Origin of the sequence: Roseiarcus fermentans, assembly GCF_003315135.1 — a bacterium.
GTDB lineage: Bacteria > Pseudomonadota > Alphaproteobacteria > Rhizobiales > Beijerinckiaceae > Roseiarcus > Roseiarcus fermentans.
The window spans coordinates 219,238-240,614 of record NZ_QNRK01000004.1 but is presented as its reverse complement, the minus strand read 5'-3'; the positions used below and the strand labels follow the sequence as shown (position 1 = coordinate 240,614).

Here is a 21,377-nt window from a genome sequence, read left to right as displayed (position 1 = left end):
ACCCATGCCGGAGACCGGCCGGGCGTGGAACCGGCGACTCGTCGCGATCGCGGCCATCCTGATGGCGCTGACAGCGGTCTACGTCCTGGCGCTGCGCCAGTTCCGGGTCGCGGAAACGCCGCGCGAGCAGAGCTTCGGCGCGGCCGCGCCGATCGGGGAGATCCTGATCCGGCCGCTCAGCGTCGACGCGCTCAACCGGGTGATGCAGGTCGCGGTGTACCTGTCGCCCAGGCTCGCCGAGGGCGAAGGCGCCGCCGCTTCGGCCGAACGGGACCTGAACCTCGTCGTCGCCCACGACCGGATCGCGACCGACGTCAAGCTCGCAGCCGGCGCCCGCCTCGCGGTCTCGACCTTCGAGATCGGCCTCGACGACGGCAGCGTCAGCGCCTATCCGCTCGATTCGTACCGGGCGAGGCTCGGCGTCGCGCTGGTCGACGCAAAGACCGCGGCGCGGCTTCCGGCGCGGGTCACGGTCTGGGAGGGCCTGCTCGGGTTCGACCTGCACGCGACGGAAGAGCCGGAACGCGGCGGGGGCGACCTCGACGTGACGATCGCAGCCGCGCGCAGCGGCGCCTTCGTGCTGTTCGCGCTCAGCGCCTACGGGGCCATGCTCGTGCTCGCCGCTTGCGCGCTCGCGATCGGTTTCCTGACCTTCGGCGAAGTGCGCCGGCCCGAGGTGACCCTGATCGGGTCGCTCGCCGCCATCACCTTCGCGCTGCCGGCGTTCCGCAACGCGCTGCCCGGTTCGCCGCCGCTCGGCGTCGAGGCCGACCTGTGGGTGTTCCTGTGGACGGAGCTCGCGGTCATCCTGGCGCTGGCGCTGCTGGTGTTCCGCTGGGTCAGGTCCGGGCCGCCGCCCTGATGCAAAAGTCCTCTTCTATCGCGGGCGCTGACATGTCAGACTGGCGCGCGCGGCATGGCGCCGGTTGCGGCGAGGACGCGCTCCGGCGTCTTCGGGCGCGACATCGACGAGGTGGGCAAGGGCAGGGGCGCGAGGGAGCCGATGCGGTTTTCGATTGTTCAGGTCAAGGACGGACCGTGGGTCGTGGTCGACGGCGACGACCACCGCCGCCGGATCGCGTCTTGCGCCGAGGCTGAAACGGCGCGGATGATCGCGGCGCTGATGAACGGCGACATCGAGCAGGCGATCGCAGTGCGCGAGGCGGCGATCGTCGAGATGGACAGCCCGGCGTAGCCGCAGCGCGACGCCGGCCGAACCCGGCGAGGGGAAAGCCGACCCCGCCGACCGTCCCGCTCAAGCGCACAGCGAGTTCAGCGCCTCGTCCAGCGCCGACCGCCGGACCGGCTTGGACAGGAAGGCGGATACGCCGGCGCGCAGCGCCGCATCCGTTTCGGCCGCGGTCGAATGGGCCGAGACCGCGATGATCGGGACGCCCTTCAGCCGGCCGCCGATCGCGCGCAAGACGCGCGTCGCCTCAAGGCCGTCCAGGTTCGGCATCTGGATGTCCATCAGAATGGCGTCGTAGTCGTTTGCTCTCGCCGCCTCGATGGCCTGCTCGCCGTCTTCGACGAAATCGGCTTCATGCCCGAGTTTTTGCAGCATCGCGCCGATGACGGCGCGGTTGGCTTCGACGTCCTCCGCGACCAGGACCCTGAGCCGGCGGCGTTGGTCGACGCCTCCGGGCGCGGCGCTTGCGCAGACTTGCGCGGGGCTGGCGAGGTCGACCGGAACCTCGAACCAGAACCGGCTGCCGACGCCAGGCGTGCTGTCGGCGGCGATCGTCCCGCCCATCGCCTCGACATGCTTGCGGCAGATGGCGAGCCCGAGGCCGAGCCCGGCGGCGCGCGTGCGATCGGGCGAGGCGCCGCGCTCGAACGGAAGAAACAGGCGCGCCGCCTCCGAGGGTGGAAAGCCGCGTCCGGTGTCCTCGACCTCGATCCGCAGCAGGCGCCTTTCGTCGCGTTCCGCCGGCTTCGACTGCGCCCGGACGGTGACCGTCCCCTCGGCGGTGTGCTTGACGGCGTTGTCGACGAGGTTGCGGAGAACCTTGGCGATCCGGCCGCCGTCGCCCTCGAAGGCCGCCGGGAGACCGGGGGCGATGTCCGCCCGGAAGGCGAGGGTCGAGCCGCCGCGCGCCGCGCGCGCCGCGCTGATCGTCTGCTCGACCAGGGCGCGGAGGTCGAACCGCATCGCGTCGGGGGCTGGATCTTCGCCGGCGTCGAGGCTCGCGAACTCCAGCACGTCGTTGATGATGACGAGCAGGCTTTCTCCCGCCGCCTCGATCGTCTGCGCCTGCCGCCGCTCCTCGGGCTTCAGATCGCCTTCACGCAGCAGGCTCGACAGGCCGATGATGGCGTTCATCGGCGTGCGCAACTCGTGGCTGACGTTGCCCAGGAACTCGGACTTGGCGCGGCTCGCCCGCTCCGCTTCGGCGAGCGCCGCTTCCAGCTTCGCCTCGCGCTCGGCCGCCTCGGTGATGTCCGACAGGACGAAGACGCCCCCGCCGCCGGGCGTCGGGTTGACCCGCGCCTCGATCAGGCGGCCGTCGGGACGGCGCCGCGCGTCCCGGAACGGCCGTTGCGCCGCGAACTCCGCCATGCGCGTGCGAACGGCCCTGTCGACGTCGACCTCTCCGTAGTCGCCGCGCACGGCGCGGAAGCCGATCAGGTCGGCGAGGGCGGCGCCGGTCTCGAACAACGCGCCCGGGGCCGCGAGCAGGCGTGCGGCGAGGTCGTTGCGGGCGAGCAGCCGGCCGCCGGCGTCGTAGACGAGGACGCCTTCGCCGATGTTCTGGAACGTGTCCTCGAGGAGGGCGCTCTTCTCGGCGAGCTCGGCCTCGCGGGCGACCCGCTCGCTGACGTCGCGGTAGATGAAGACGCCGCCGCCGCCCGGCGTGGGCGTGAACCGGGTCTCGATGACGCGGCCGTCGGCGAGGCGCCGGGCGATCAGGAACGGCTGGCCTGCGCAAAACTGCGCGACGCGGGGCGCGACGAACGACTCGACGTCGCCGCCCGTGTCGTCGGTCGCGGCGAGCGCGCGCAGCATGTCGTCGTACAGGACGCCGGGCCGGACCAGCTCCGGCGGGAGATCGACCATCGCGAGCGCGAAGTCGTTGACGACCACCAACCTGCGGTCCGCGTCGAAAGCGGCGAGGCCTTCGCCCATATTGCGCAGCGTCGCCTCGAGTAGCGCGGTCTTTTCGGCCAGCGCCGCCTCGCGCGTGGCGGCCGCGGTGACGTCGAGCAGGACGAACACCCCCCCGCCCTCGGGGGTGGGATGGAAGCGGATTTCGAGGACGCGACCGTCGCGGTCGCGCTGCCGGCGGCTCCACGGCAGTCGCTGGCGGAACAGGGCGACGCGGCTGCGAAGAGCCTCGTCGAGGTCTTCGTCGCCGAAGTCGCCGCGCGCAGCGCGAAAGCGGTTCAGCGCGTCGTAGTCGGCGCCCGGTTGGAACAGGGCGGCCGGCGCGTCGAGCAGGCGCGCGGCGATCTCGTTGGCCACCAGCAGCTTCAGGTCGGCGTCGTAGACGAGAATTCCCTCGCCCATTGTGTGCAGCGTCGCCTCGAGCAGCGCCGTTTTCTCGGCGAGCCTGGCTTCCCGCTCGGCCCATTCGGTCATGTCGCGAAACAGGAAGACGCCGCCGCCGCCGGGCATGGGGGTGAAGCGGGTGTCGATGGTGCGGCCGTCCGGAAGTCGGCGCGTCCGGCTGAACGGCTGCGGCGCCTGAAACCAGGCCGCCCGTTGGGCGACGAATTCCTCGACGTCGTCGATGTCGCCGTTGTCGCCGCGGCGGGCGCGAAACCGGTTGACCTCGTCGAAGGTCGCGCCCGGCGCGCACAGATCGCCCGGCAGGCGCAGCAGCGCCATCGCGACGGCGTTGACGGCGAGCAGGGTCCGATCGGGGCGGTAGGCGGCGATCCCCTCGCCGATGTTTTCCAGAACGGCTTCCAGCAGCGCGCTCTTCTGGGCGTGTTCGCGCTCGCGCGTCTTGAGATCGGTGACGTCGGTGCGGATGACCACTGTCCCGCCGTCCGACATGCGTCGTTCCTCGATGCGCAGCCAGCGCCCCTGCGCGGTCAGCTGGTCGATCGGCCCCGACGGGTTGCGGCGCCGCTCCATGCGCTCGGCGAGCCAGCGCTCGTTTTCCGGCGGGCTCGGCCCATGAATCCGCAGTTCCACCCCGATGCGCAGCAGGTCCTCGAATGAGACGCCGGGGCGTCTCGCCGCGACGGTGTGGGGATACATGGCCTCGGCGGCGGCGTTGGAAACGATCAGGCGGTCGTCGGCGTCGTAGAGATCGAAACCCCACGGAATGGCGTCGATGGCGTTCTTCAGCCGCCGCTCCGCGGCCTCGGCGCGGCGCGCGCCGTCCTCGGCGCTCTCGAGCGCGGCCGCGAGTTTCGCCGCGAGGCCCTCAGCCTCTCGCCTCGCCGCGACGAGCGCCGTGACGTCGTGGGCGGAGATGACGATCCCGCCGATCGCGCCGTCGCCGTCCATCCAAGGGCGCGCTTCCCACTCGACCCACTGAATGCGGCCGTCGGCGCGTTCGAACCTTTCGGCCGCGGAACGCTCGGTCGCGCCCGCGAGACAGCGACGATGGACCGCCCTGCGGGCTTCGCCGATCTGCGGAAAGACGTCGTAGTGGCTGCGCCCAAGCAGCGCTTGGTCGAGGCCGAACTCAACGACCCAGCCTCGGCTGACGGCAATGTAGCGCATCGCGCGGTCGAACATCGCCATCGCGTTCGGCGCCGCCGCGACGAACTCGCCGAGCTCTCCGGACCGTTGCGGCGCCTCCGTCAAGAGATTACGTTGCTCACTCTACGTGCCGTTCTTCTTGACAGACCCGGCGCGCCAACACAACCGGCGCGCGGCGGCGGCTCGCCGACGCAATGAGGCGATCGCTTCCGCCGCGCTCGAAAATCCGCTCTTCAATCCGCTTTTGCGCGGACGAGCGCACTCAGGCCGCCCCGCGCCGCTCCCGCTCCGACGGCAGCCGGGCGAGCAGGGCGATCAGGCCGCGGTCGGCGAGGACGGCGACCCGCTCCTTCGGCTTCAGCCAGGCGCAGGCGTCCTCGACCGTCTCGGCGTCGTTGAGCTTGAGCGAGGCGATGGCGAGGTCGACGTCGACGTCGCCGAGCCGGTGCCGCGGCTTCTCCGGCAGGAAGGCTTCGTGCACCGCCCGGAACGCCTGATCGGCGTGAATGGACAGGAGCGCGTCGTCGTGATCGCGGCCGACGTGGGCGAGCTCCTCGGCGAGCGCGTTCGCGCGCCGCACGACCGCGGGCGGCGTGGTCTCCTCGGGCGTGCGCAGGAGGCTGACGCGCTTGAGGCCGAGGCCGATCCACAACTGGCCGCTCGCCCAGGACAGCGGGATCGCCAGGACGAGGCCGGCGATGGTGGGAGACATCCACAGCACCAGGGACGGGGAGATCAGCGCCGCCGCGAACAGGGTGACGATGCCGAGCAGGGCGTGCGAGCGATGGCGGCGGGCGATGCTGGAAAACGGAATCGAGCCGTCGTCGCGCCGCTGCGGATTCCACCCGGTGTCGCGGCCGGACAGGATCTGCACCACCGAACCCGACTGGATCAGCATCATGATCGGGGCCATCGCCGCCGAGACCAGGATCTCGACGAACGTCGAGGCGATCAGCGCCAGGGCGCCCCCCGATCCGCGCCGGGTCGGGCCGTCGATCAGCGCGAAAATCAGGCCGAGGAATTTCGGCGCGAGCAGGATTCCGATCGTCAGCGCGAACAGCTGCAGCGCGCGTTCGTAGTCGAACCGCGGCCAGGCGGGAAACAGCGAGAAGTCGGTGGTGAAATATTCCGGACGGATGTAGTGCGACTGTAACACCAGCACGATGCCGACGATCAACTGCGCCATCCAGAGGGGCGAGGCGAGATAGCCCATGATGCCGGTGGCGAAGTGCTGGCGGGTCGGCCAGACGAAGCCGCGGGCGCCGATGACGCGCGAATGCTGGAGGTTGCCCTGGCACCATCGGCGGTCGCGCGCGGCGAGGTCGATCAGCGAGGGCGGGCTCTCCTCGTAGGAGCCGCCGAGCGTCGGCAGCATGTAAACGGAATAGCCGGCGCGCCGGATCAGCGCCGCCTCGACGAAATCGTGGCTGAGGATGTGGCCGCCGAACGGCGGCCGACCAGGCAGGTCCGGCATGCCGCAGTGATCGGCGAAGGCGCGCGTCCGGATGATGGCGTTGTGGCCCCAGTAGTTGCCGTCGCGGCCCATCCAGGCCGTGAGCCCGGCGGCGAACACCGGGCCGGTGATTCGGGCGGCGAACTGCTGCAGGCGAGCGAACAGCGTGTTGCGGTTGACGATCATCGGCAGGCTCTGGATGATCCCGCTGTCCGGATCGGCCTCCATCGCTGCGGCCAGCCGCACAACCGCGTCGCCGGACATGACGCTGTCCGCGTCGAGGACCAGCATGTGGGCGTAGCGGCCGCCCCAGCGGGTCACGAAATCGGCGATGTTGCCGGCCTTGCGGCTCGTGTTCTTGCGCCGCCGCCGGTAGTAGATCCGCTCTCCCGGCATCCGCTCGCGCATCGCCAGGAAGGCGCGCTCCTCGGCGACCCAGACGTCGCCGTCGGTCGTGTCGGACAGGAAGAAATAGTCGAACGCCTCGCCGAGCCCGGTGCTCTCCACGTCCTCGATGATCGCCTGCATGGCGCCGAAGACGCGGGCGGGCGCCTCGTTGTAGATCGGCATGACCACCGCCGTGCGCTCGGTCAGCGCAGAGGGCAGGGGCTCGCGCTTGTGGCGGTTCAGGATCAGCCAGACGAATCCGACCAGGCTCGCCGTGAACGACAGCGCGATCCAGGAAAACGTCAGCACGAACAGGACCACCATCACCCATTCGAGCAAGGTCGTCGTGCTGACGCCGACGACCTTGTACATCTGGTAGGCGCCGTAGGCGGTGATCGCGGCCGCCCCGCCGTAGACTGCGAGCCGGGCTGCGACGGGCGTCGCGGGCGGGTTGATCCAGGCCCGCCGCTCGCTCTTCGAGAACTTGCGAAACGACTGCGCCGGCATGGCGAGCGGCGCGTAGCCGGGCATCGATCCGCCGAGCGAGGCGCCGGGCTGCGGCGCCGTCTCCGCCGGGACGGGTCTGGCCGGACGCAGCGTCACGCTGTCCATCGATAGAGCCATGTTTCGCTCACCGCCTGGTTGTCCAGATTGAGGGTCAACCTCAGTTCAGAAAAGGATTCCGAGCCGGGATCGAGGTCGAACATGACGCGCACCGACCGCCGGTCCTTGAAGGGGAAGCACTGGACGAAGCTGATCTTGCCATTGCTGGCGTGCAGGTCCGCGACCGCCGCCGCGGCGCGCTGCGGATCGGCGAAAACGTCCCCGGCCATTTCCACGGTGAAGCGCGGCTTGCCGCCGATCTTGCCGGCGCGGCTGTGCGTGCACAGCGCGAGCGGCGGCTTCGTCGGCGGCGTCCAGCACCAGAACTGGCGATAGGCGAGCGACAGCGTCCCGCCCGCCGTCACGCCCGCCTTCGGCCGCCACTGCGCCAGGATATTCGCGTTGTTCTCGGTCGTGACCGGGATTTCGAGCAGGCGCATGTCTCCCTCGCTCCAGTCGCCGATCGGTTCAATCCACAAGGACGGCCGCAGTTCCCAGCGGCCGACGTCGTCGAAGAAATCGTCGAAGGTCCGCGACCGCTGCATCAGCCCAAAGCCGCGCGGGTTGGTGTCGGAGAAGGCGGAGATCTGGAGCGTCTCGCGGTTCACGACCGGGCGCCACAGCCACTCGCCGTTTCCCGCCTGCATCTGCAGGCCGGCGATCTCGTAGACCGCCTCGCGCCAGTCGCTCGGGCGGCGGTGGTCGAGGCCGCTGAACAGATAGCCCGCGGCCATCGCGCCGACACCGAGCTTGTCGGTCGCAGCCCGCCCGATCAGCGTCATTTCGGTGTCGATGATCGTGGTTTCGAGCGAGCGGATGGTGAAGCGGTAGGCGCCGGTGACGCTCTGCGAGTCGAGCAGCGCGTGAATGGTCAGCGTATTGGAGGCGGGCGAAGGCTTCTCGACCCAGAACTCGCGGAACAGGGGAAACTCCTCGCCCGGGTCGTCGCCGGTGCGCACCGCGAGCCCGCGCGCGGTGACGCCGAAGTTCTGTCCGCGGGCGCGCGAGCGATAGAAACTCGCGCCCTGGAACAGCGCCACGTCCTGAAAACCCTCGTCGGAGGCGGCGAGGATTCTGAGGCCCGAGAAGCCGAGGTCGCCGGAGCCGGTCGGCGGCTGCAGCTTGCCGAAGTCGTAGTCCGCGGGGTCGTAGATCAGCCGCTGCGCCATCCCGTTTTCGACGATGTTGATCACGATCGGCGTGGTGTAGACGAATCCGCGGTGCAGCGGCTCGAGCGAGAAGCCGACCTTGTCGCTGGCCCAGATCGCCGTGCCGGGCTTGCGGCCAATCGTCGCATATTGCTCGAAAGTCAGGCCGGAGAACTGCGACGGCAGCGGCGCGTCGGGCATCCGGTAGGCGGAGGCGGCGAGCGCGGTCGCCGCCTTCAGGACCGTGTCGGCGGCGAACGGGACGGGCTTGGCGAGCGGCTCCGCCCAGGCTTCGCCGAGCCCGGCCCGCGAGCCGGCCGCGGCCAGGGCTCCGCCCAGCGCCCATCCCAGGATTTCGCGACGTTGCGGCGCCATGCTGTGATTCTGTTCGTTTTGCCGCCCGTCCAACCCGCTGCTGGCAAGAGGACCGATAGGCGTTCCGTTTCGAGACACGATGAAAACCGAGCGCTCCGCGAAGGCTCGCCCGTCCCCGCAGCCGCGCGCATCCGCCAGCCCGATACTTGTATATGCTATTTTGCTGCGCCGCGAGATGCATTTTGTCTCATCGCGACGTTGGAATTTTGCTTGACGCCCGGGCCGGCGCTAAAACAGGCGACCGACCCGGAGTCCCGTCATGAGTTCAGACGCCCGCCGCTGCCTCGTCATCGTTCTCGCCGCCGGCGAGGGCGTCCGGATGCGCTCGAGTCGTCCCAAGGTTTTGCACGCCGTCGCCGGGCGGCCGATGATCGCGCATGCGCTCGCGGCGGCGCAAGAGGCCGGCGCGGCGACGATCGCGGTCGTGGTCGGACCGGACCGCGAGGACGTGGCCGAGGCGGCGCGAAAGGCCGCCCCCGGCGTCGAGGTGTTCGTCCAGCGCGAGCGGCGCGGCACCGCGCACGCCGTGCTCGCGGCGCGCGAGGCGATCGCGCGCGGGTTCGACGACATCGTCGTCACCTACGCCGACATTCCGCTGATTCGGTCCGGGACGCTCGCGGCGTTGCGCTCGGCGCTCGCCGATGGGGCCGACCTCGTCGCGCTCGGGTTCGCCCCGGCCGACCCGGCCGGCTACGGCCGCCTGATCGAGCGCGACGGGCGCCTGGCGGCGATCCGCGAGCACAAGGACGCGACCGAAGCCGAGCGCGGCGCGCGCCTGTGCAACGCCGGCCCGATGGCCTTCCGCGGGTCCGACGCGCTGGCGATGCTCGATGCGGTGACGCCGATGAACGCGCAGCAGGAATACTACCTCACCGATCTCGTCGAGATCGCCGCCGCCCGCGGCCTCGCGGCGCGGGCGCTGGAAGCGGAAGAGGCCGAGGTGATGGGCGTCAACGACCGCGTCCAGCTCGCCGCCGCCGAGGCCACAATGCAGGCGCGGCTGCGCCGGGCGGCGATGCTCGCCGGCGCGACGCTGATCGCGCCGGAGACGGTGTTCCTGTCGTGGGACACGAGTGTCGGCCGCGACGTCACGATCGAGCCGCATGTCGTGATCGCCCCGGGCGTGACGATCGAGGACGGCGCGACGATCCACGCCTTCTCGCATCTCGAGGGCGCGCGGGTCGGGAGCGGCGCGCAAATCGGCCCCTACGCGCGCCTCAGGCCGGGCGCCGACGTTGCAACGAAGGCTCGGGTCGGCAATTTCGTCGAGATCAAGAATGCGGCGATCGAGGCCGGCGCCAAGGTCAATCACCTGACCTACATCGGCGACGCCCGCATCGGGGCCGGCGCCAACATCGGCGCGGGCACGATCACCTGCAATTACGACGGCTTCAGCAAATACAAGACCATCGTCGGCGCGGGCGCCTTCATAGGCTCGAATTCGTCGCTCGTCGCCCCCGTCACGATCGGCGACGGCGCCTATGTCGGTTCCGGCTCGGTGATCACCAAGGACGTCGAACCCGACGCGCTCGTGGTCGCGCGCGGCCGGCAGGAGGCGCGCGCCGGCTGGGCGAAGGCGTTCCGGGAGAAGAAGAAAAAGGGGTGAGGCGGGGCCCCGACGGGCGGAGGCTTCAGGCCAATCGATCGCGAGCGGTTGCGATGAAGACCATTCCGCTCACACCGGCTACCGAAGCGCTCGCGCGCCGCCTCGTCTGGTTCGAGGAACCGGAAGAGGCCCTGTCCGATACGGTCCGCTTCGTCGCCTACGCGCTGGCGCGGGCGACGCACGAGGACATGAAGCTCGTGCGCGCCTTTCTGAACGACGACGATCTGCGCGAGGCGCTCGACCACGCGCCGCCCGGGATCATCGATCCACGCTCGTGGGCATACTGGAACATCCGCCTCGGCCGCGATCCCCCGCCGCCGCCGCCGAAACGTCGATTGGGCTGATCCGACGGAACCGTGTCGTCGCGACCGTCGATCGCGGCGTAGGGCGCGCTCAGCGAGCGCGTCCTACGCCCGGGGATCGGTGGCGCTCCAGTGGGCGCAGGCGAGGCCGAACAGGATGAGCGCCGTCGCCTGATGGGCGAGGGCGAGCGGGATCGGAACCGCCAACAGCAGCGTCGCCACGCCGAGCGCGACCTGCAGCGCGGCGACCGCGGCCAGCGCGACCGTGCGCCGCCGGAGACCGGGAAGCCCGCTGCGGCCCGCCGCGACCGCCTGGGCGAGGGCGAAGGCGAGCACGGCGTAGGCGACCAGCCGGTGGTCGAACTGCGCGGTGGCGGCGTCGTCGAGGGGAGCGCGCGCGCTTGCGAACGCTTCGCCCGGGACGAAGCGTTCCCCCATCAGCGGCCAGGTGTCGTAGATCCGTCCGGCGCGCAAGCCCGCGACCAGCGCGCCGAGCCCGAGCTGGACGAACACGACGAGCGCGAACGCCGCCGCGGCTACGGAAAAGCCGCGCGTCGCGGCTTCGCGCGGTCGCCCGGCCGCGCCCAGGCCGACCGCGGCGTAGATCGCCGTCCCGAACACGCCGGCCGCGATCAGCAGGTGCAGCGCCAACCGCTCCTGCGCCACCTCGACCCGGTCGGCGAGGCCGGACGAGACCATCCACCAACCGACGATCGGCTCGAGCGCGAGCAGCCCGGTCATCAGCGCCACCCGCCGCCCGAGCGCGCCGGCGAACGCGCCCCGCGCCCAGAACCATAGCGCCGGGACGATATAGACGAGGCCGACGATGCGGGCGAGCAGCCGGTGACTCCATTCCCACCAGAAGATGGTCTTGAAGCCGTCGAGCGTCATGTCGGCGTTTTGCGCCGCATATTGCGGGATCTGGCGGTAAGAGTCGAAAGCCGCCCGCCAGTCGGTCGCCGACAGCGGCGGCAGAACGCCGGTCACCGGCTTCCACTGGGTGATCGAGAGGCCGGATTCGGTCAGCCGGGTCGCGCCGCCGACCAGCACCATGACGAAAACCAGGCCCGCGACGGCGAGCAGCCAGAGGCAGACGCCGGCGCGGGAGGCGACGGCGGCGGCCGGTCTCGCGGGCAGGGCGTCGATCGAGGCCATCGGGTCCTTCGGGTTCGCGGGGGCGCGTCCTTGAAAACGAATGGGCGATTCGGGCCGTTTCGGGGCCGGGACCGCCGCTCGCGCGCCTCGCGTCCGCGTTAGACGATCAGCTTGCGATAGAGATGCCAGGTCGTGTGGCCGAGGATCGGAAACAGCACCAGCAGCGCCACATGGAACGTCACGAACGAAACAGCAAGGTCCATTCCGATCACCACCGCCCACGCCAGCATGGTGCGCGGGTTGGTCTTGACCACCCGCACGCTGGTGGCGAGCGCGGTGACGAAATCGACGTTGCGGTCGACGATCAGCGGCGGCGACACGACGGTGAAGGAAAAGACGCAGAACGCGATCAGCGCGCCGACGCCGTTGCCGACGATGAGGAAGATCATCCCGTTCACCGTGGTGAAGACGTTGGTGAAGATGTCCGCCACGGACGACAGGCCCGCGCCGTAGAAGATCAGGTAGACGAACATCGCGATGTCCATCCAGATCATGAAGGTGAACAGGCTGACGAGCCCGAGCCAGGCGAGGTCGCCCCCCTTCCGGCTCCAGACGGCGCCGAACACGACCGACCAGGAGAGCGGTTCGCCCGCCTCGAGCCGGCGCGAAATCTCGTAGGTTCCAGCGGCGCCGAACGGCGCCAGCAGCGCAAATCCCATCACCATCGGATAGGCGAGGTAGAAGTAGCCGGTTTCGAACACGAGCCAGAGCATGAACGACCCGCCGACGGCGTAGAACGCGCCGAAGAACATCCCGTAGCGCGACGAGCGGGTGAAGTCCTTGATGCCCTTCTCGATGCACTCGACCAGGTCGGCGATCGAGATCTGTCGTATCCTGAGCCCACGATCTTCGTCGAGCGTGCCGGCGACGGCCGGCTGCGGCCCTGCGCTGGTTACGATCGCCATGCGTTTTCTCCTGTGTCGTTCCTCGTTCCGCCTCTTTGGACGTTTGTTCGATTGGACCACGTTATGTCCGGTCAGGCAACGTCTTCCTCGACTTTAGTCCAAAGGGCTGATGCGGATCGTGCACGCACACGGGTGCGATGCGCCAAAAATGTTGCCGATTCGCGCTGTCTGTGGCATGAGCCCCGCGCCCCCCTTCATTCGCACCAGGAAAGCGATGTCATTCATCAACGGTAACAGCTTCGCCGATCGCCAGGCGGCCGCCGCCAAGGCGCGCAAGGCTTTGGCTGAAAAGTTTCTCACCACCGCCAAATACGATCCGGCCGACCCGGCCGTGGTCGAGCGCGAAGCGCGGCGCAAGGCGATTCTCGAGGCGCGCGTGATCCGCGACGCCGAGCGCGCCAAACGGCGCATCGAGCAGGCCGCGGCCGAGGCCGCGCGCAAGGCCCGCGAGGAAGCCGCCCGCGAGGAGCAGCTTCGCCTCGAGGCGCTGGCGCGCGAGGCCGAGGAGGCTCGCTCGCGCGAAGAAACGGAGCGTCTCGAATTCGAGAAGAAGCTCGAGCGCGACGCCCGCTACGCGGCGCGCAAGGAGCGCAAGAAGAAGAAGAAGACGGCGGCCGAACGCTGGGGTTGATCGGCGCCGGGTTTCGTTGATCCGGAACGGCTGAGTCGGGCAGAACGAGCCGGGTGATCCTTTCCGGAAAGCGGAGCCGTGCGTGATGACAGAGCCGTTGCGTTTGGGCGTCGCCGGTCTCGGCAATGTCGGGACCGGTTTGGCGCGGCTGTTGCTGCGGCAGGGAAACGCGCTCAGCGTCCGGGCCGGACGCGGAATGCGCCTCGCCGCCTACAGCGCGCGCAAGTCGCGCGACGGGATGGCGGAGGTCGCCGGCGCCCGCTTCCACGACGACGCGGCAGCGCTGGCGTCGGCAGGCGACATCGACGTGTTCGTCGAGCTGATCGGCGGCGCGGGGGGCGTCGCCTTCGAGGCGGTCAAGGCCGCGCTCCGGCGCGGGCTGCCGGTCGTCACCGCCAACAAGGCGATGTTGGCCGAGCACGGGCTGGAGCTCGCGGCGCTGTCGGAGGCGCACGACGCGCCGCTGTTCTACGAGGCCGCGGTCGGCGGCGGCATCCCGGTGATCAAGACGCTGCGCGAGAGTCTGGCCGGCAACGCCATTGAACGCGTGTCCGGCATCCTCAACGGCACCTGCAACTACATTCTGTCGAAGATGGAGCAGGAGCGCCTGCCGTTCGACGCCTGCCTCGCCGAGGCGCAGCGGCGCGGCTACGCCGAAGCCGACCCCACCTTCGACGTCGGCGGGTTCGACACCGCGCACAAGCTCGCGATTCTGGCGTCGCTCGCTTTCGGCTCGAAGATCGATTCGTCAGCGGTCGCGGTCGAAGGAATCGAATCGATCGCGCCCGCCGACATCGCCGCCGCCGACGAACTGGGCTTTCGCATCAAGCTGCTCGGCGTCGCGGAGCGCACGCCCCACGGCGTCGAGCAGCGCGTGGCGCCGACCATGGTGGAGAAGGGCGCGCCGCTCGCCCAGACGATGGGGGTGCTGAACGCGGTGTCGATCGTCGGCGACGCGATCGGCGAATTGACCCTGGTGGGGCCGGGGGCGGGCGGCGACGCCACCGCCTCGGCGGTCGCCGCCGACCTCGTCGACGTCGCCCGCGGCGCCCGCCTGCCGACCTTCGGACGTCCCGTCGCCACGCTGACCGAAGCCGACCGGGTGCCGCTGCAGCGGCACGAGGGCGGCTATTACGTGCGCCTGACCGTCGTCGACCGGCCGGGCGCGATGGCGGCGATCGCGACGCGCTTCGGCGATCGGATGATTTCGCTCGAGGCGATCATGCAGAAGCGCGCGACCCGGGAATGGGCGGAAGCGGGCGTCGTGCCGGTGGTGCTGATGACCCACGGCACCAGCGAGTCCTCGATCCGCGACGCGCTCGCGCGCACGGTCGAGGAAGGCGTGGTGCGCGAGCGGCCGCAGGTCATCCGCATCGAGCGCGAGGCGGTTTAGGGGCGGGCGCGGCGCGCGCCGGTCAGGAAGCCCTGCCGCCGAAGGACTCGCTCTCGCACGCGTGGCGCGAGCCCGACGGCCAGCACGCAGCCCATAGAGAACCGGTCGTCGCGCCTGCGCCGCGGCGACCGCTGTTGGACACCATCGATTTCGCCCTGCGGACAGCGAGAGGAAAGCGTTCGCGTCACACCAACCGAATCAGTCGCTTGCCGAGATTGAGACCGTTGTAGAGATCGGCGATCGCGCCGGGGCAACGCTCGATCCCATCGACGATCTCCTCGCGATACCTCAGCTTGCCTTCGCGCACCCATTGGGCGAGCCGGCCGCTGGCGGCGTTGAACTCGGCCATATGATCCAGGACGACGAAGCCGCCCATCGTCGCACGCCTGGTCATGATGATGCGCTCGACGCGCGGACCCGTGGGAATCGGGTCCCAGGACGCCACCGAAGCGGTGCCGCAGGCGACGATTCGGGCGTAGACCGCCAGCTGACGGTAGACCGCGTCGCTGATCGCGCCTGCGGTGTTGTCGAAATAGACGTTCGCGCCCCCGGGGCAGGCGGCGGCGAGCGCCTGTTCCAGTCCTGGCGTGCGATAGTCGATCGCGACATCGTAGCCGAATTCGTCGCGGCAGATTGCGACCTTCTCCGCGCCGCCGGCGATGCCGACCGTGCGGCAGCCGAGCAGCTTCGCGATCTGACCGACCGCCGAGCCGACCGAGCCGGCCGCCGTGGAGACGACAACCGTGTCGCCCGCCACCGGGCGGCCGACTTTCTCCAGACCGAGCAGAGCGGTGACGCCGTTGAGGCCCAGCACGCCGAGCGCCAGCGACGGGGACAGGTCGGTGTCGTCGACCTTGCGGATCACCGTATCCGGCGCGGCGGCGGCGAACTCCTGCCAACCGAACCAGCCCATCAGCCGGTCGCCCGAGGCGAAACCCGGCGCGCGACTCTCGATCACCTCGCCAACGGCCAGGGCGCGCATCACCGATCCGATCTCGATCGGCTGGGAATAGTTGCTCTTGTCGACCAGCCAGCCGCGCATGGCGGGCTCGACCGAAAGGAAGAGATTACGGACCAGAATCTGGCCTGCGCCGATCGCCGGCATATCGCTGTCGACGATCTCGAAATGTTCGGCCTGCGGGATGCCCGGCGGACGCCCTGCGACGCGGACCTGCTTATTGCCAGCCATGCAAATCCAATTCCTTCACTTTCCGGGGCGCGCTCGCTCACGCATTGACCGGTGGTTTGCCTTGGATGTTGTGCGGCACGACCGAAACCCGCCGGACGCCGTCGGGCGCTGTCGCGACAAAGCGTGTGCGCAGCACGCCGATCTTCTCCATTTCGAGTGCGATCACATCGCCGTCGGCGACGGTATGACCCGTTTCGATCGTGCATCCGCCGCCGACCGTGCCCGATCCAAAGACCTCGCCCGGCTCCAAGGTCTCGGATTGAGAGACGTAGGCGATGAGCTCCTCGAACCGCCAGTTCATCTCCGACGAGGAAGCTTCGACAAAAACTTCGCCGTTGAGTCGCGCGGTCATCTTGAGCGCGTAGGGATCGCCGATCTCATCGGCCGTGACGAGAAAGGGGCCCATCGGCTTGGAATTGTCGAAGTCCTTGCCCTTGCCGGGCCCCATCTGCCCCGGCATGGCGCGCGCTTGCTCGTCGCGCGCCGACAGGTCGTTGAAGATCATGTAGCCGAAGATGTGGCTGCGAGCTTCCGCAACCTGTATGTCCTTGCCGCCCTGGCCGATGACGCAGGCGAACTCGAACTCGAAGTCCATCGTATTGCTGTAGGCCGGCCACCGCACGTCGACGTCGGTCCCGCAGACGTTGGCAGGATTGACCCGATAGTAGAGCGGGTTTTCATACCAAGCGTCGGGCACGCGCAGGATACCCTTTCTCTCCATCATGTCCATATAGGCTACGGGATCTTTTGACAGGTTGGCGCGCAACCGGCGGATTCCGTCATAGGCCTGGACCATGTGCTTCTCGAAAGCGAGGAAGTCGCGGACCTGGACGGGCCGCGGGATCGGAGCGAGCAGCTTCGTCCCCGCCAGTTCGACCCGATGCGCGGCGCCGGCCCACGAAACGATATCGCGAATGTCGGCGAGCGCCGCATCGCCCGCCTCGACGATCGCCTGGACGCTCATGAGGGGCGGCGGCGTGGCGCCATGGCGCGCCGCCGCCCCAGCGATGATGTCGACCAGCGCCGAACCATCGGCGGTGACGACGCCGGGCCTAGCCTCCCCGTTCCGCTGAAAGGTCGCCAGTTTCACGACTTGTCTCCCGAAAATCGATGAATCTGTTGAGGTCGGCCGATCAGTGAGTCGCGACCGGTCCGGCGCCGCCATAGGCGACCCAGCCGCCGTCGACTGGCAGCGTCACCCCGGTGATGTAGCTGGACCAATCCGACAGGAGGAAAGCGCTCGCCCTGGCGACCTCGATGGGAAGTCCCATCCGGCCCATCGGCGTGCGATCGGCGAGGATCTTTTCGTCGATCTTGCCGTCCTCGACGAGGCGATCGGTCATCGGCGTACGGATGAAGCCGGGCGCGATGGCGTTGATCCGAACGCCGCTCAGCGACCATTCGCACGCGAGATTCTTCGTCATCATCGACACGGCCGCCTTGGCCGGCCCGTAGGCGTGCCGGCGCGGGCTTCCGATCAGTCCGCGTATCGATGACAAGGCCACGATGGATCCGCTCTTTTGTTCGAGCATGACCCGCGCGGCGGCGCGGCAGGCGAGGAAGGCGCCGCGGAGGGTCACATCGACGATCCGCTGCCACTCGTCGATGTCGATGTCGAAGGCCCTCGCGACGCGATCGCTGACGCCCGCGCAATGCACCAGCCCGTCGAGGCCGCCGATCGCGGTTCGCGCAACCGTGCCCATATGTTCGCAATCGGCTTCGCAGGTGACGTCGCCGCAGAAATGGGCCACGGCCCGAAGCTCGTCCGCAACGGCGTCGAGCGCCCGCTGGTCGCGATCCATGAGGACCATGACAGCGCCCTCGCTCGCCAGGAGGCGGGCGGTCTCGAGTCCAATGCCGCTGGCTGCGCCGGTCACGATGATGCGTTTGCCGGCCAGTCCCAGATCGCTGGTCATCGAAAACCTCCTGATCTTTCAGTTTTCCAATGAACCGGAGCCGCTCCCGAGATGGGCGAGCGAAAGAACGGGATGGTCGTTCCGCGCAGGCTTCCGATGTAGACGTTGCGCAGGTCCGGGCCGCCGAAGGTCACGCTCGCCATCCAGGGCGCCGCCGTCCCGCCGCAGGCGAGCATCAGCTCCGGTGTCAGGCGCTCCTCCGCGTAAGCCCGGAGAAGTTGCCGCCCTGCTTCGGAGCCGCGATCGTCGTCGAGAAGGATCCGCAGATCTCCCTTCGGCGTGATCGCGAAGATGCGATCGGTGAAGATATGTGTGCCCCAGAGGTTGCCAAAGCTGTCGAACGCGATGCCGTCGATCATCGCGCCATGGTTGTCGGGACCATAGGTCTCGCGCTCGGTCAGCGCGCCATCGGCCGCAACTCGGAAGCGCGTCACCCTCATCCCGCAGGTCTCGACGGCGTAGAGCCACTCCTCCTTTGCGTCGAACCGGATCTCGTTCGTGAAATGGAGCCCGTCCGCGACGATCCGCAGGCCCTTCCCGTCGGCCATCGCGATGTAGCCGTCGCGTACTGACGGGGTCATCGACTTGATCAGATCGGGAATGCGTGTCGACACGGTCAACCACAGCCGATCCCGGCGATCACGGAGTACGAAGTTCACCCGCCCGAGCGGTTTGCCGTCGACGTTGTCGTACAGGACTTCGCTCTCGCCGGTCCGTTTCATGACCTCGAGCCGATCGGTGCCGAAATTCGCGATCAGGATGTCGCCGTTGCGGGCGAAGGCCATGCCATTGGGCAGGGTTTCCTTGACGATCCGCTTGAACTGTTCGGTCGCGCTCGTCGGGACGGCGTCGCCCTGAGCAATCAGGGTCTGCGTGCCGTCGGCTGCGATCCTCACCACGCCGCCGCGCGCGTCGGCCGACCAGAGCGTGCCGTCGGCTTCGGCGAGGATGCATTCGGGACGGTGCAGATCGCGGCCGATCGATTTCAGACTTGCGAGATCGACCTCGAAATCGTCGATGGGGTTAGGCCGCATGGACAGTTCCTCTCCAAATTCGTCGCGCGCAGGCTTTGCGCAGACGCGTCTTGTCGACCTTGTTCGCCGTGAGGGGACGTCGGCGCTCAGGATCATCTTCGGCGCCCGTTCGGCGGTCGCCCCCACATCGCTCGCCGCCACTCGCCCTCGCTCGACCACCATTTGCACACTTCAATTGAACTGTACGTACGTTCAGATTTTTTGTAAAGAGGCCTTATCGTCTCGATTCCGGCGTGGGCCGTTTCATTGCGGCAAGCGGTGCCCAACCGTTCGATCGCAACGTTTCGATCGGGATTGACAGATCCCCATCCAGGCCATAGTTAGGAACGTACGTACGATTCTAATGACAAGATGGGAGGCTTATTGTGATCACGACAAGTCGGGGAGTCGCCCAGGGATGGGTGCTCGACAATCTTCTCGCCCTGGGAGGGATCGATGTCCTGCATCCGCAAATAGCCGGCTTTTTTCAGGAGCATGGCTACGCGCGAAGCGATGTGATCGAAGCTTTCAAGAACGTTCACAGCGCCGCGATGATCCCCAAGGGTTGGGGCGAACTGGGCGAAGCGCTCGAGCGCAAGGCGACGTCTTACCGCAGCCATGGCTATGATGATGCGAGCGCCAATCTCTTCATGCGGGCATCCATGGCGTTCGCCCGCGCGCAGTACAGCTATTTTGGGGACGATCCACGACGTGCGGGCTTTGCGGCGAGAGCACGCCGTTGCGTCGACGCGCTCTCTCAGATCAACCCCACGCCCATTGAGCGCGTCGAGGCGCCGTTTGAAGGCCGAAAGGTCATAACCCATCTGCACCTGGCCGCGGGCGCCGAACCTGCTCCTCTCGTTCTTCTGCTTCCCGGAATGGACATGGTGAAGGAGGAGTGGATTCACGTTGCGCAGCGCCACTTCGTCGCACAAGGCTTCCATGCGGTGGCGATCGAGGGGCCGGGACAGGGTGAGACACTGACCAATGGCCTGAAGGTCACAGTGGACAACTACGAACGAGCGGTGAGCGCGGTCATCGATACCCTCATTGAGCGGCGGGAAATCGACCCCGACCGTATTGTGCTCTGGGGCGTGAGCATGGGGGCCTATTGGGGCTTGCGCACCGCCGCCCACGAGCGGCGCCTCAAAGCGGCGGGCACGACTGTGGGCTTCTATGGCGACGTATCAACACTATTTAAACGCGCCCAGCCGAACTTCAAACGAAATTTCATGTATATGGCCGGTTATGACGACGAGGACCGTTTTGACCGGGAGTTCGTGCCAAAGATGGCGCTCGTCGATGTCGTTGGCGATATCACATGCCCTGTGCTCATGGGCTTTGGAGAGTTTGACGAACTCTCGGGCGTGAGCGACGCCCTGAAGGTTTTTGAGCGTATCAAAGCGCCTAAGGATCTTCTCCATTGGGAGGGCGAATTTCATCCGCTTGGCGGCGTCATGGCGGAGGCGATCGGGGCGGGACGCTCGTGGTTGAAGCAGGCGCTGGATGGCAAACTCGCGAAGGACCGCGATTTCCGCGCGTATATTCGCCGAGACGGCTCCATGGACGTCGGCACCGCTTTGCCCTCCTGGTGGCCGCGCATTGGCGGCGAAGGATAAAGTCGACAGGCATCCCCTGTTGATGGCGGCCTGGCAGACGATCCTTGTCTTCCGTCCAGGCCGCCTGCCTCCTCCTGCGGCTCTCGAGCGCGCAGCCGCATACAGGTTCGACTGGGTCTCGGCGCCTTGCGACCCGACCCGCTTGCGTTCCCGCTCGCGGATGAAGGATATGCGAGAGGACGCATCAACAGGTCGGGTTATGGCGAAAGTATCGGTGAAAAATCCTGGCGGAGCGCGGATCGCCATCCTCGACGCGGCTGAGGAACTGTTCGCCCAGTTTGGCTTCGACGGCGTTCCGGTCCGGGCGGTCGCCAAGCGAGCGAATGTCGCGCTCAGCTTGGTGACCTATCACTTTCCGTCGAAGGAGCAGCTCATCGAGGAGGTGATCACGAGACGAAGCGACTCCCTCAACTCGGCGCGCCGCGAGCATTTGCGCAAGTTTATACTCGAAGACAGCCGGGATCTCACCAAGTTCGCCGAGGCCTTCACCAAACCTTTCCTCTTGCTGATCGGATCGGGTGACGAGCACTGGCGGAACTATGGCGAGATCATTGCCCAGACTGCGCATTCGACAAAATATTCCACCACGCTGACAAAGCATTACGACCAAACTGCGCGGATGTTCGCAGATACGCTGAGAGACATGTATGGGCAGACGGACTCGGAGAAATCCATTCGCGCCATCGTGTTTTGCATCTCTGTCATGCTGAGCATTTTCGCATCGACTCGTCGCGTCGAGGCGATCTCCGAAGGCAAATACGACAGCGCCGACCCGAATGACGCCTATCCGCTGATGCTCAAGTTCATTGCGGGCGGAATAGACAAGGTGATGATGGGGTAACCGTCGGAATCGTCATCGACAGACGTCTCTCGAAAATTGCGAGTGAGATTGGCGACAGGCGCCGGCGATGGTGGAGCGGAGCCGCCCATGTCCCTGAGCGAGGCGGGCTTCGAATGGAAAGCCGGCACGGGCGGCACGACGATCGCGCCGATCCGGGACGCCGCCAGCATCGCTTTCAGACGCC

17 protein-coding genes are annotated in these 21,377 nt (G+C 68.0%); 8 read left to right on the top strand and 9 right to left on the bottom strand.

The window, feature by feature from the left end; all coding sequences use genetic code 11:
• Positions 1–4 precede the first annotated feature (4 nt).
• Both DFR50_RS05310 and DFR50_RS05305 read left to right on the top strand, forming a co-directional pair.
• Entirely contained in the window at positions 5–862 is an 858-nt protein-coding gene (locus DFR50_RS05310) for a DUF4436 family protein (RefSeq protein ID WP_113888153.1), read from the top strand.
• A 54-nt stretch (positions 863–916) separates the two neighbouring features.
• The gene (locus DFR50_RS05305) at positions 917–1,195 is read left to right on the top strand and encodes a hypothetical protein (protein ID WP_113888152.1); all 279 of its coding nucleotides are present in this window, start codon (positions 917–919) and stop codon (positions 1,193–1,195) included.
• Positions 1,196–1,255: 60 nt separating this feature from the next.
• Here DFR50_RS05305 and DFR50_RS05300 read toward each other — a convergent pair whose 3' ends face one another.
• The 3 genes from DFR50_RS05300 to DFR50_RS05290 form a co-directional block, all read right to left on the bottom strand.
• Positions 1,256–4,762, bottom strand: coding sequence for a PAS-domain containing protein (locus DFR50_RS05300; RefSeq protein WP_113888151.1), 3,507 nt, complete (start codon positions 4,760–4,762; stop codon positions 1,256–1,258).
• 157 nt (positions 4,763–4,919) lie between these two features.
• Complete coding sequence (mdoH, locus tag DFR50_RS05295) at positions 4,920–7,121, bottom strand: glucans biosynthesis glucosyltransferase MdoH (protein ID WP_425376063.1); 2,202 nt, start codon at positions 7,119–7,121, stop codon at positions 4,920–4,922.
• The gene (locus DFR50_RS05290; protein WP_113888176.1) at positions 7,097–8,623 is read right to left on the bottom strand and encodes an OpgD/OpgG family glucan biosynthesis protein; all 1,527 of its coding nucleotides are present in this window, start codon (positions 8,621–8,623) and stop codon (positions 7,097–7,099) included. Before DFR50_RS05290 ends, mdoH begins: the two co-directional genes overlap by 25 nt.
• Before the next feature lie 259 nt (positions 8,624–8,882).
• Between DFR50_RS05290 and glmU the strand changes: the two genes are divergently transcribed.
• A complete protein-coding gene (glmU, locus tag DFR50_RS05285; RefSeq protein ID WP_113888149.1) occupies positions 8,883–10,229 on the top strand; it encodes a bifunctional UDP-N-acetylglucosamine diphosphorylase/glucosamine-1-phosphate N-acetyltransferase GlmU in 1,347 nt (448 codons plus the stop codon).
• A gap of 53 nt (positions 10,230–10,282) precedes the next feature.
• A complete protein-coding gene (locus tag DFR50_RS05280; protein WP_113888148.1) occupies positions 10,283–10,573 on the top strand; it encodes a hypothetical protein in 291 nt (96 codons plus the stop codon).
• 63 nt (positions 10,574–10,636) lie between these two features.
• On the opposite strand, the gene DFR50_RS05275 is transcribed toward DFR50_RS05280, so the two are convergent.
• Positions 10,637–11,686 carry a COX15/CtaA family protein gene (locus DFR50_RS05275; RefSeq protein WP_113888147.1) on the bottom strand — a complete coding sequence of 350 codons (1,050 nt, stop codon included), beginning with the start codon at positions 11,684–11,686 and terminating at the stop codon, positions 10,637–10,639.
• A 98-nt stretch (positions 11,687–11,784) separates the two neighbouring features.
• Positions 11,785–12,591, bottom strand: coding sequence for a DUF2189 domain-containing protein (locus DFR50_RS05270; protein ID WP_113888146.1), 807 nt, complete (start codon positions 12,589–12,591; stop codon positions 11,785–11,787).
• A 214-nt stretch (positions 12,592–12,805) separates the two neighbouring features.
• Here DFR50_RS05270 and DFR50_RS05265 point away from each other — a divergent pair, with 214 nt between their 5' ends.
• Together DFR50_RS05265 and DFR50_RS05260 are read left to right on the top strand one after the other, a co-directional pair.
• Complete coding sequence (locus tag DFR50_RS05265; RefSeq protein WP_113888145.1) at positions 12,806–13,222, top strand: DUF6481 family protein; 417 nt, start codon at positions 12,806–12,808, stop codon at positions 13,220–13,222.
• An 85-nt stretch (positions 13,223–13,307) separates the two neighbouring features.
• Positions 13,308–14,615 carry a homoserine dehydrogenase gene (locus tag DFR50_RS05260; RefSeq protein WP_113888144.1) on the top strand — a complete coding sequence of 436 codons (1,308 nt, stop codon included), beginning with the start codon at positions 13,308–13,310 and terminating at the stop codon, positions 14,613–14,615.
• A 184-nt stretch (positions 14,616–14,799) separates the two neighbouring features.
• On the opposite strand, the gene DFR50_RS05255 is transcribed toward DFR50_RS05260, so the two are convergent.
• The 4 genes from DFR50_RS05255 to DFR50_RS05240 are packed head-to-tail and all read right to left on the bottom strand — an operon-like array spanning position 14,800 to position 18,754.
• Entirely contained in the window at positions 14,800–15,804 is a 1,005-nt protein-coding gene (locus DFR50_RS05255; protein ID WP_113888143.1) for an NADP-dependent oxidoreductase, read from the bottom strand.
• Positions 15,805–15,841: 37 nt separating this feature from the next.
• Positions 15,842–16,894: a fumarylacetoacetate hydrolase family protein gene (locus DFR50_RS05250; protein WP_113888142.1), complete on the bottom strand. Its 1,053-nt coding sequence runs from the start codon at positions 16,892–16,894 to the stop codon at positions 15,842–15,844.
• Positions 16,895–16,937: 43 nt separating this feature from the next.
• Positions 16,938–17,720: an SDR family NAD(P)-dependent oxidoreductase gene (locus tag DFR50_RS05245; RefSeq protein ID WP_113888141.1), complete on the bottom strand. Its 783-nt coding sequence runs from the start codon at positions 17,718–17,720 to the stop codon at positions 16,938–16,940.
• Positions 17,717–18,754 carry an SMP-30/gluconolactonase/LRE family protein gene (locus tag DFR50_RS05240; protein ID WP_113888140.1) on the bottom strand — a complete coding sequence of 346 codons (1,038 nt, stop codon included), beginning with the start codon at positions 18,752–18,754 and terminating at the stop codon, positions 17,717–17,719. The genes DFR50_RS05245 and DFR50_RS05240 overlap by 4 nt, the downstream gene beginning before the upstream one ends.
• Before the next feature lie 365 nt (positions 18,755–19,119).
• Between DFR50_RS05240 and DFR50_RS05235 the strand changes: the two genes are divergently transcribed.
• Together DFR50_RS05235 and DFR50_RS05230 are read left to right on the top strand one after the other, a co-directional pair.
• Positions 19,120–20,352: an alpha/beta hydrolase gene (locus DFR50_RS05235; RefSeq protein ID WP_147262658.1), complete on the top strand. Its 1,233-nt coding sequence runs from the start codon at positions 19,120–19,122 to the stop codon at positions 20,350–20,352.
• A complete protein-coding gene (locus DFR50_RS05230) occupies positions 20,336–21,193 on the top strand; it encodes a TetR/AcrR family transcriptional regulator (protein ID WP_170153060.1) in 858 nt (285 codons plus the stop codon). The genes DFR50_RS05235 and DFR50_RS05230 overlap by 17 nt, the downstream gene beginning before the upstream one ends.
• Positions 21,194–21,377 lie beyond the last annotated feature (184 nt).

Coding starts and splice junctions, on each gene's coding strand:
- DFR50_RS05310 (WP_113888153.1), top strand. CDS start 5: ATGCCGGAGACCGGCCGGGCGTGGAACCGGCGACTCGTCGCGATCGCG.
- DFR50_RS05305 (WP_113888152.1), top strand. CDS start 917: ATGGCGCCGGTTGCGGCGAGGACGCGCTCCGGCGTCTTCGGGCGCGAC.
- mdoH (WP_425376063.1), bottom strand. CDS start 7,121: ATGGCTCTATCGATGGACAGCGTGACGCTGCGTCCGGCCAGACCCGTC.
- DFR50_RS05290 (WP_113888176.1), bottom strand. CDS start 8,623: ATGGCGCCGCAACGTCGCGAAATCCTGGGATGGGCGCTGGGCGGAGCC.
- glmU (WP_113888149.1), top strand. CDS start 8,883: ATGAGTTCAGACGCCCGCCGCTGCCTCGTCATCGTTCTCGCCGCCGGC.
- DFR50_RS05280 (WP_113888148.1), top strand. CDS start 10,283: ATGAAGACCATTCCGCTCACACCGGCTACCGAAGCGCTCGCGCGCCGC.
- DFR50_RS05275 (WP_113888147.1), bottom strand. CDS start 11,686: ATGGCCTCGATCGACGCCCTGCCCGCGAGACCGGCCGCCGCCGTCGCC.
- DFR50_RS05270 (WP_113888146.1), bottom strand. CDS start 12,591: ATGGCGATCGTAACCAGCGCAGGGCCGCAGCCGGCCGTCGCCGGCACG.
- DFR50_RS05265 (WP_113888145.1), top strand. CDS start 12,806: ATGTCATTCATCAACGGTAACAGCTTCGCCGATCGCCAGGCGGCCGCC.
- DFR50_RS05260 (WP_113888144.1), top strand. CDS start 13,308: ATGACAGAGCCGTTGCGTTTGGGCGTCGCCGGTCTCGGCAATGTCGGG.
- DFR50_RS05255 (WP_113888143.1), bottom strand. CDS start 15,804: ATGGCTGGCAATAAGCAGGTCCGCGTCGCAGGGCGTCCGCCGGGCATC.
- DFR50_RS05245 (WP_113888141.1), bottom strand. CDS start 17,720: ATGACCAGCGATCTGGGACTGGCCGGCAAACGCATCATCGTGACCGGC.
- DFR50_RS05240 (WP_113888140.1), bottom strand. CDS start 18,754: ATGCGGCCTAACCCCATCGACGATTTCGAGGTCGATCTCGCAAGTCTG.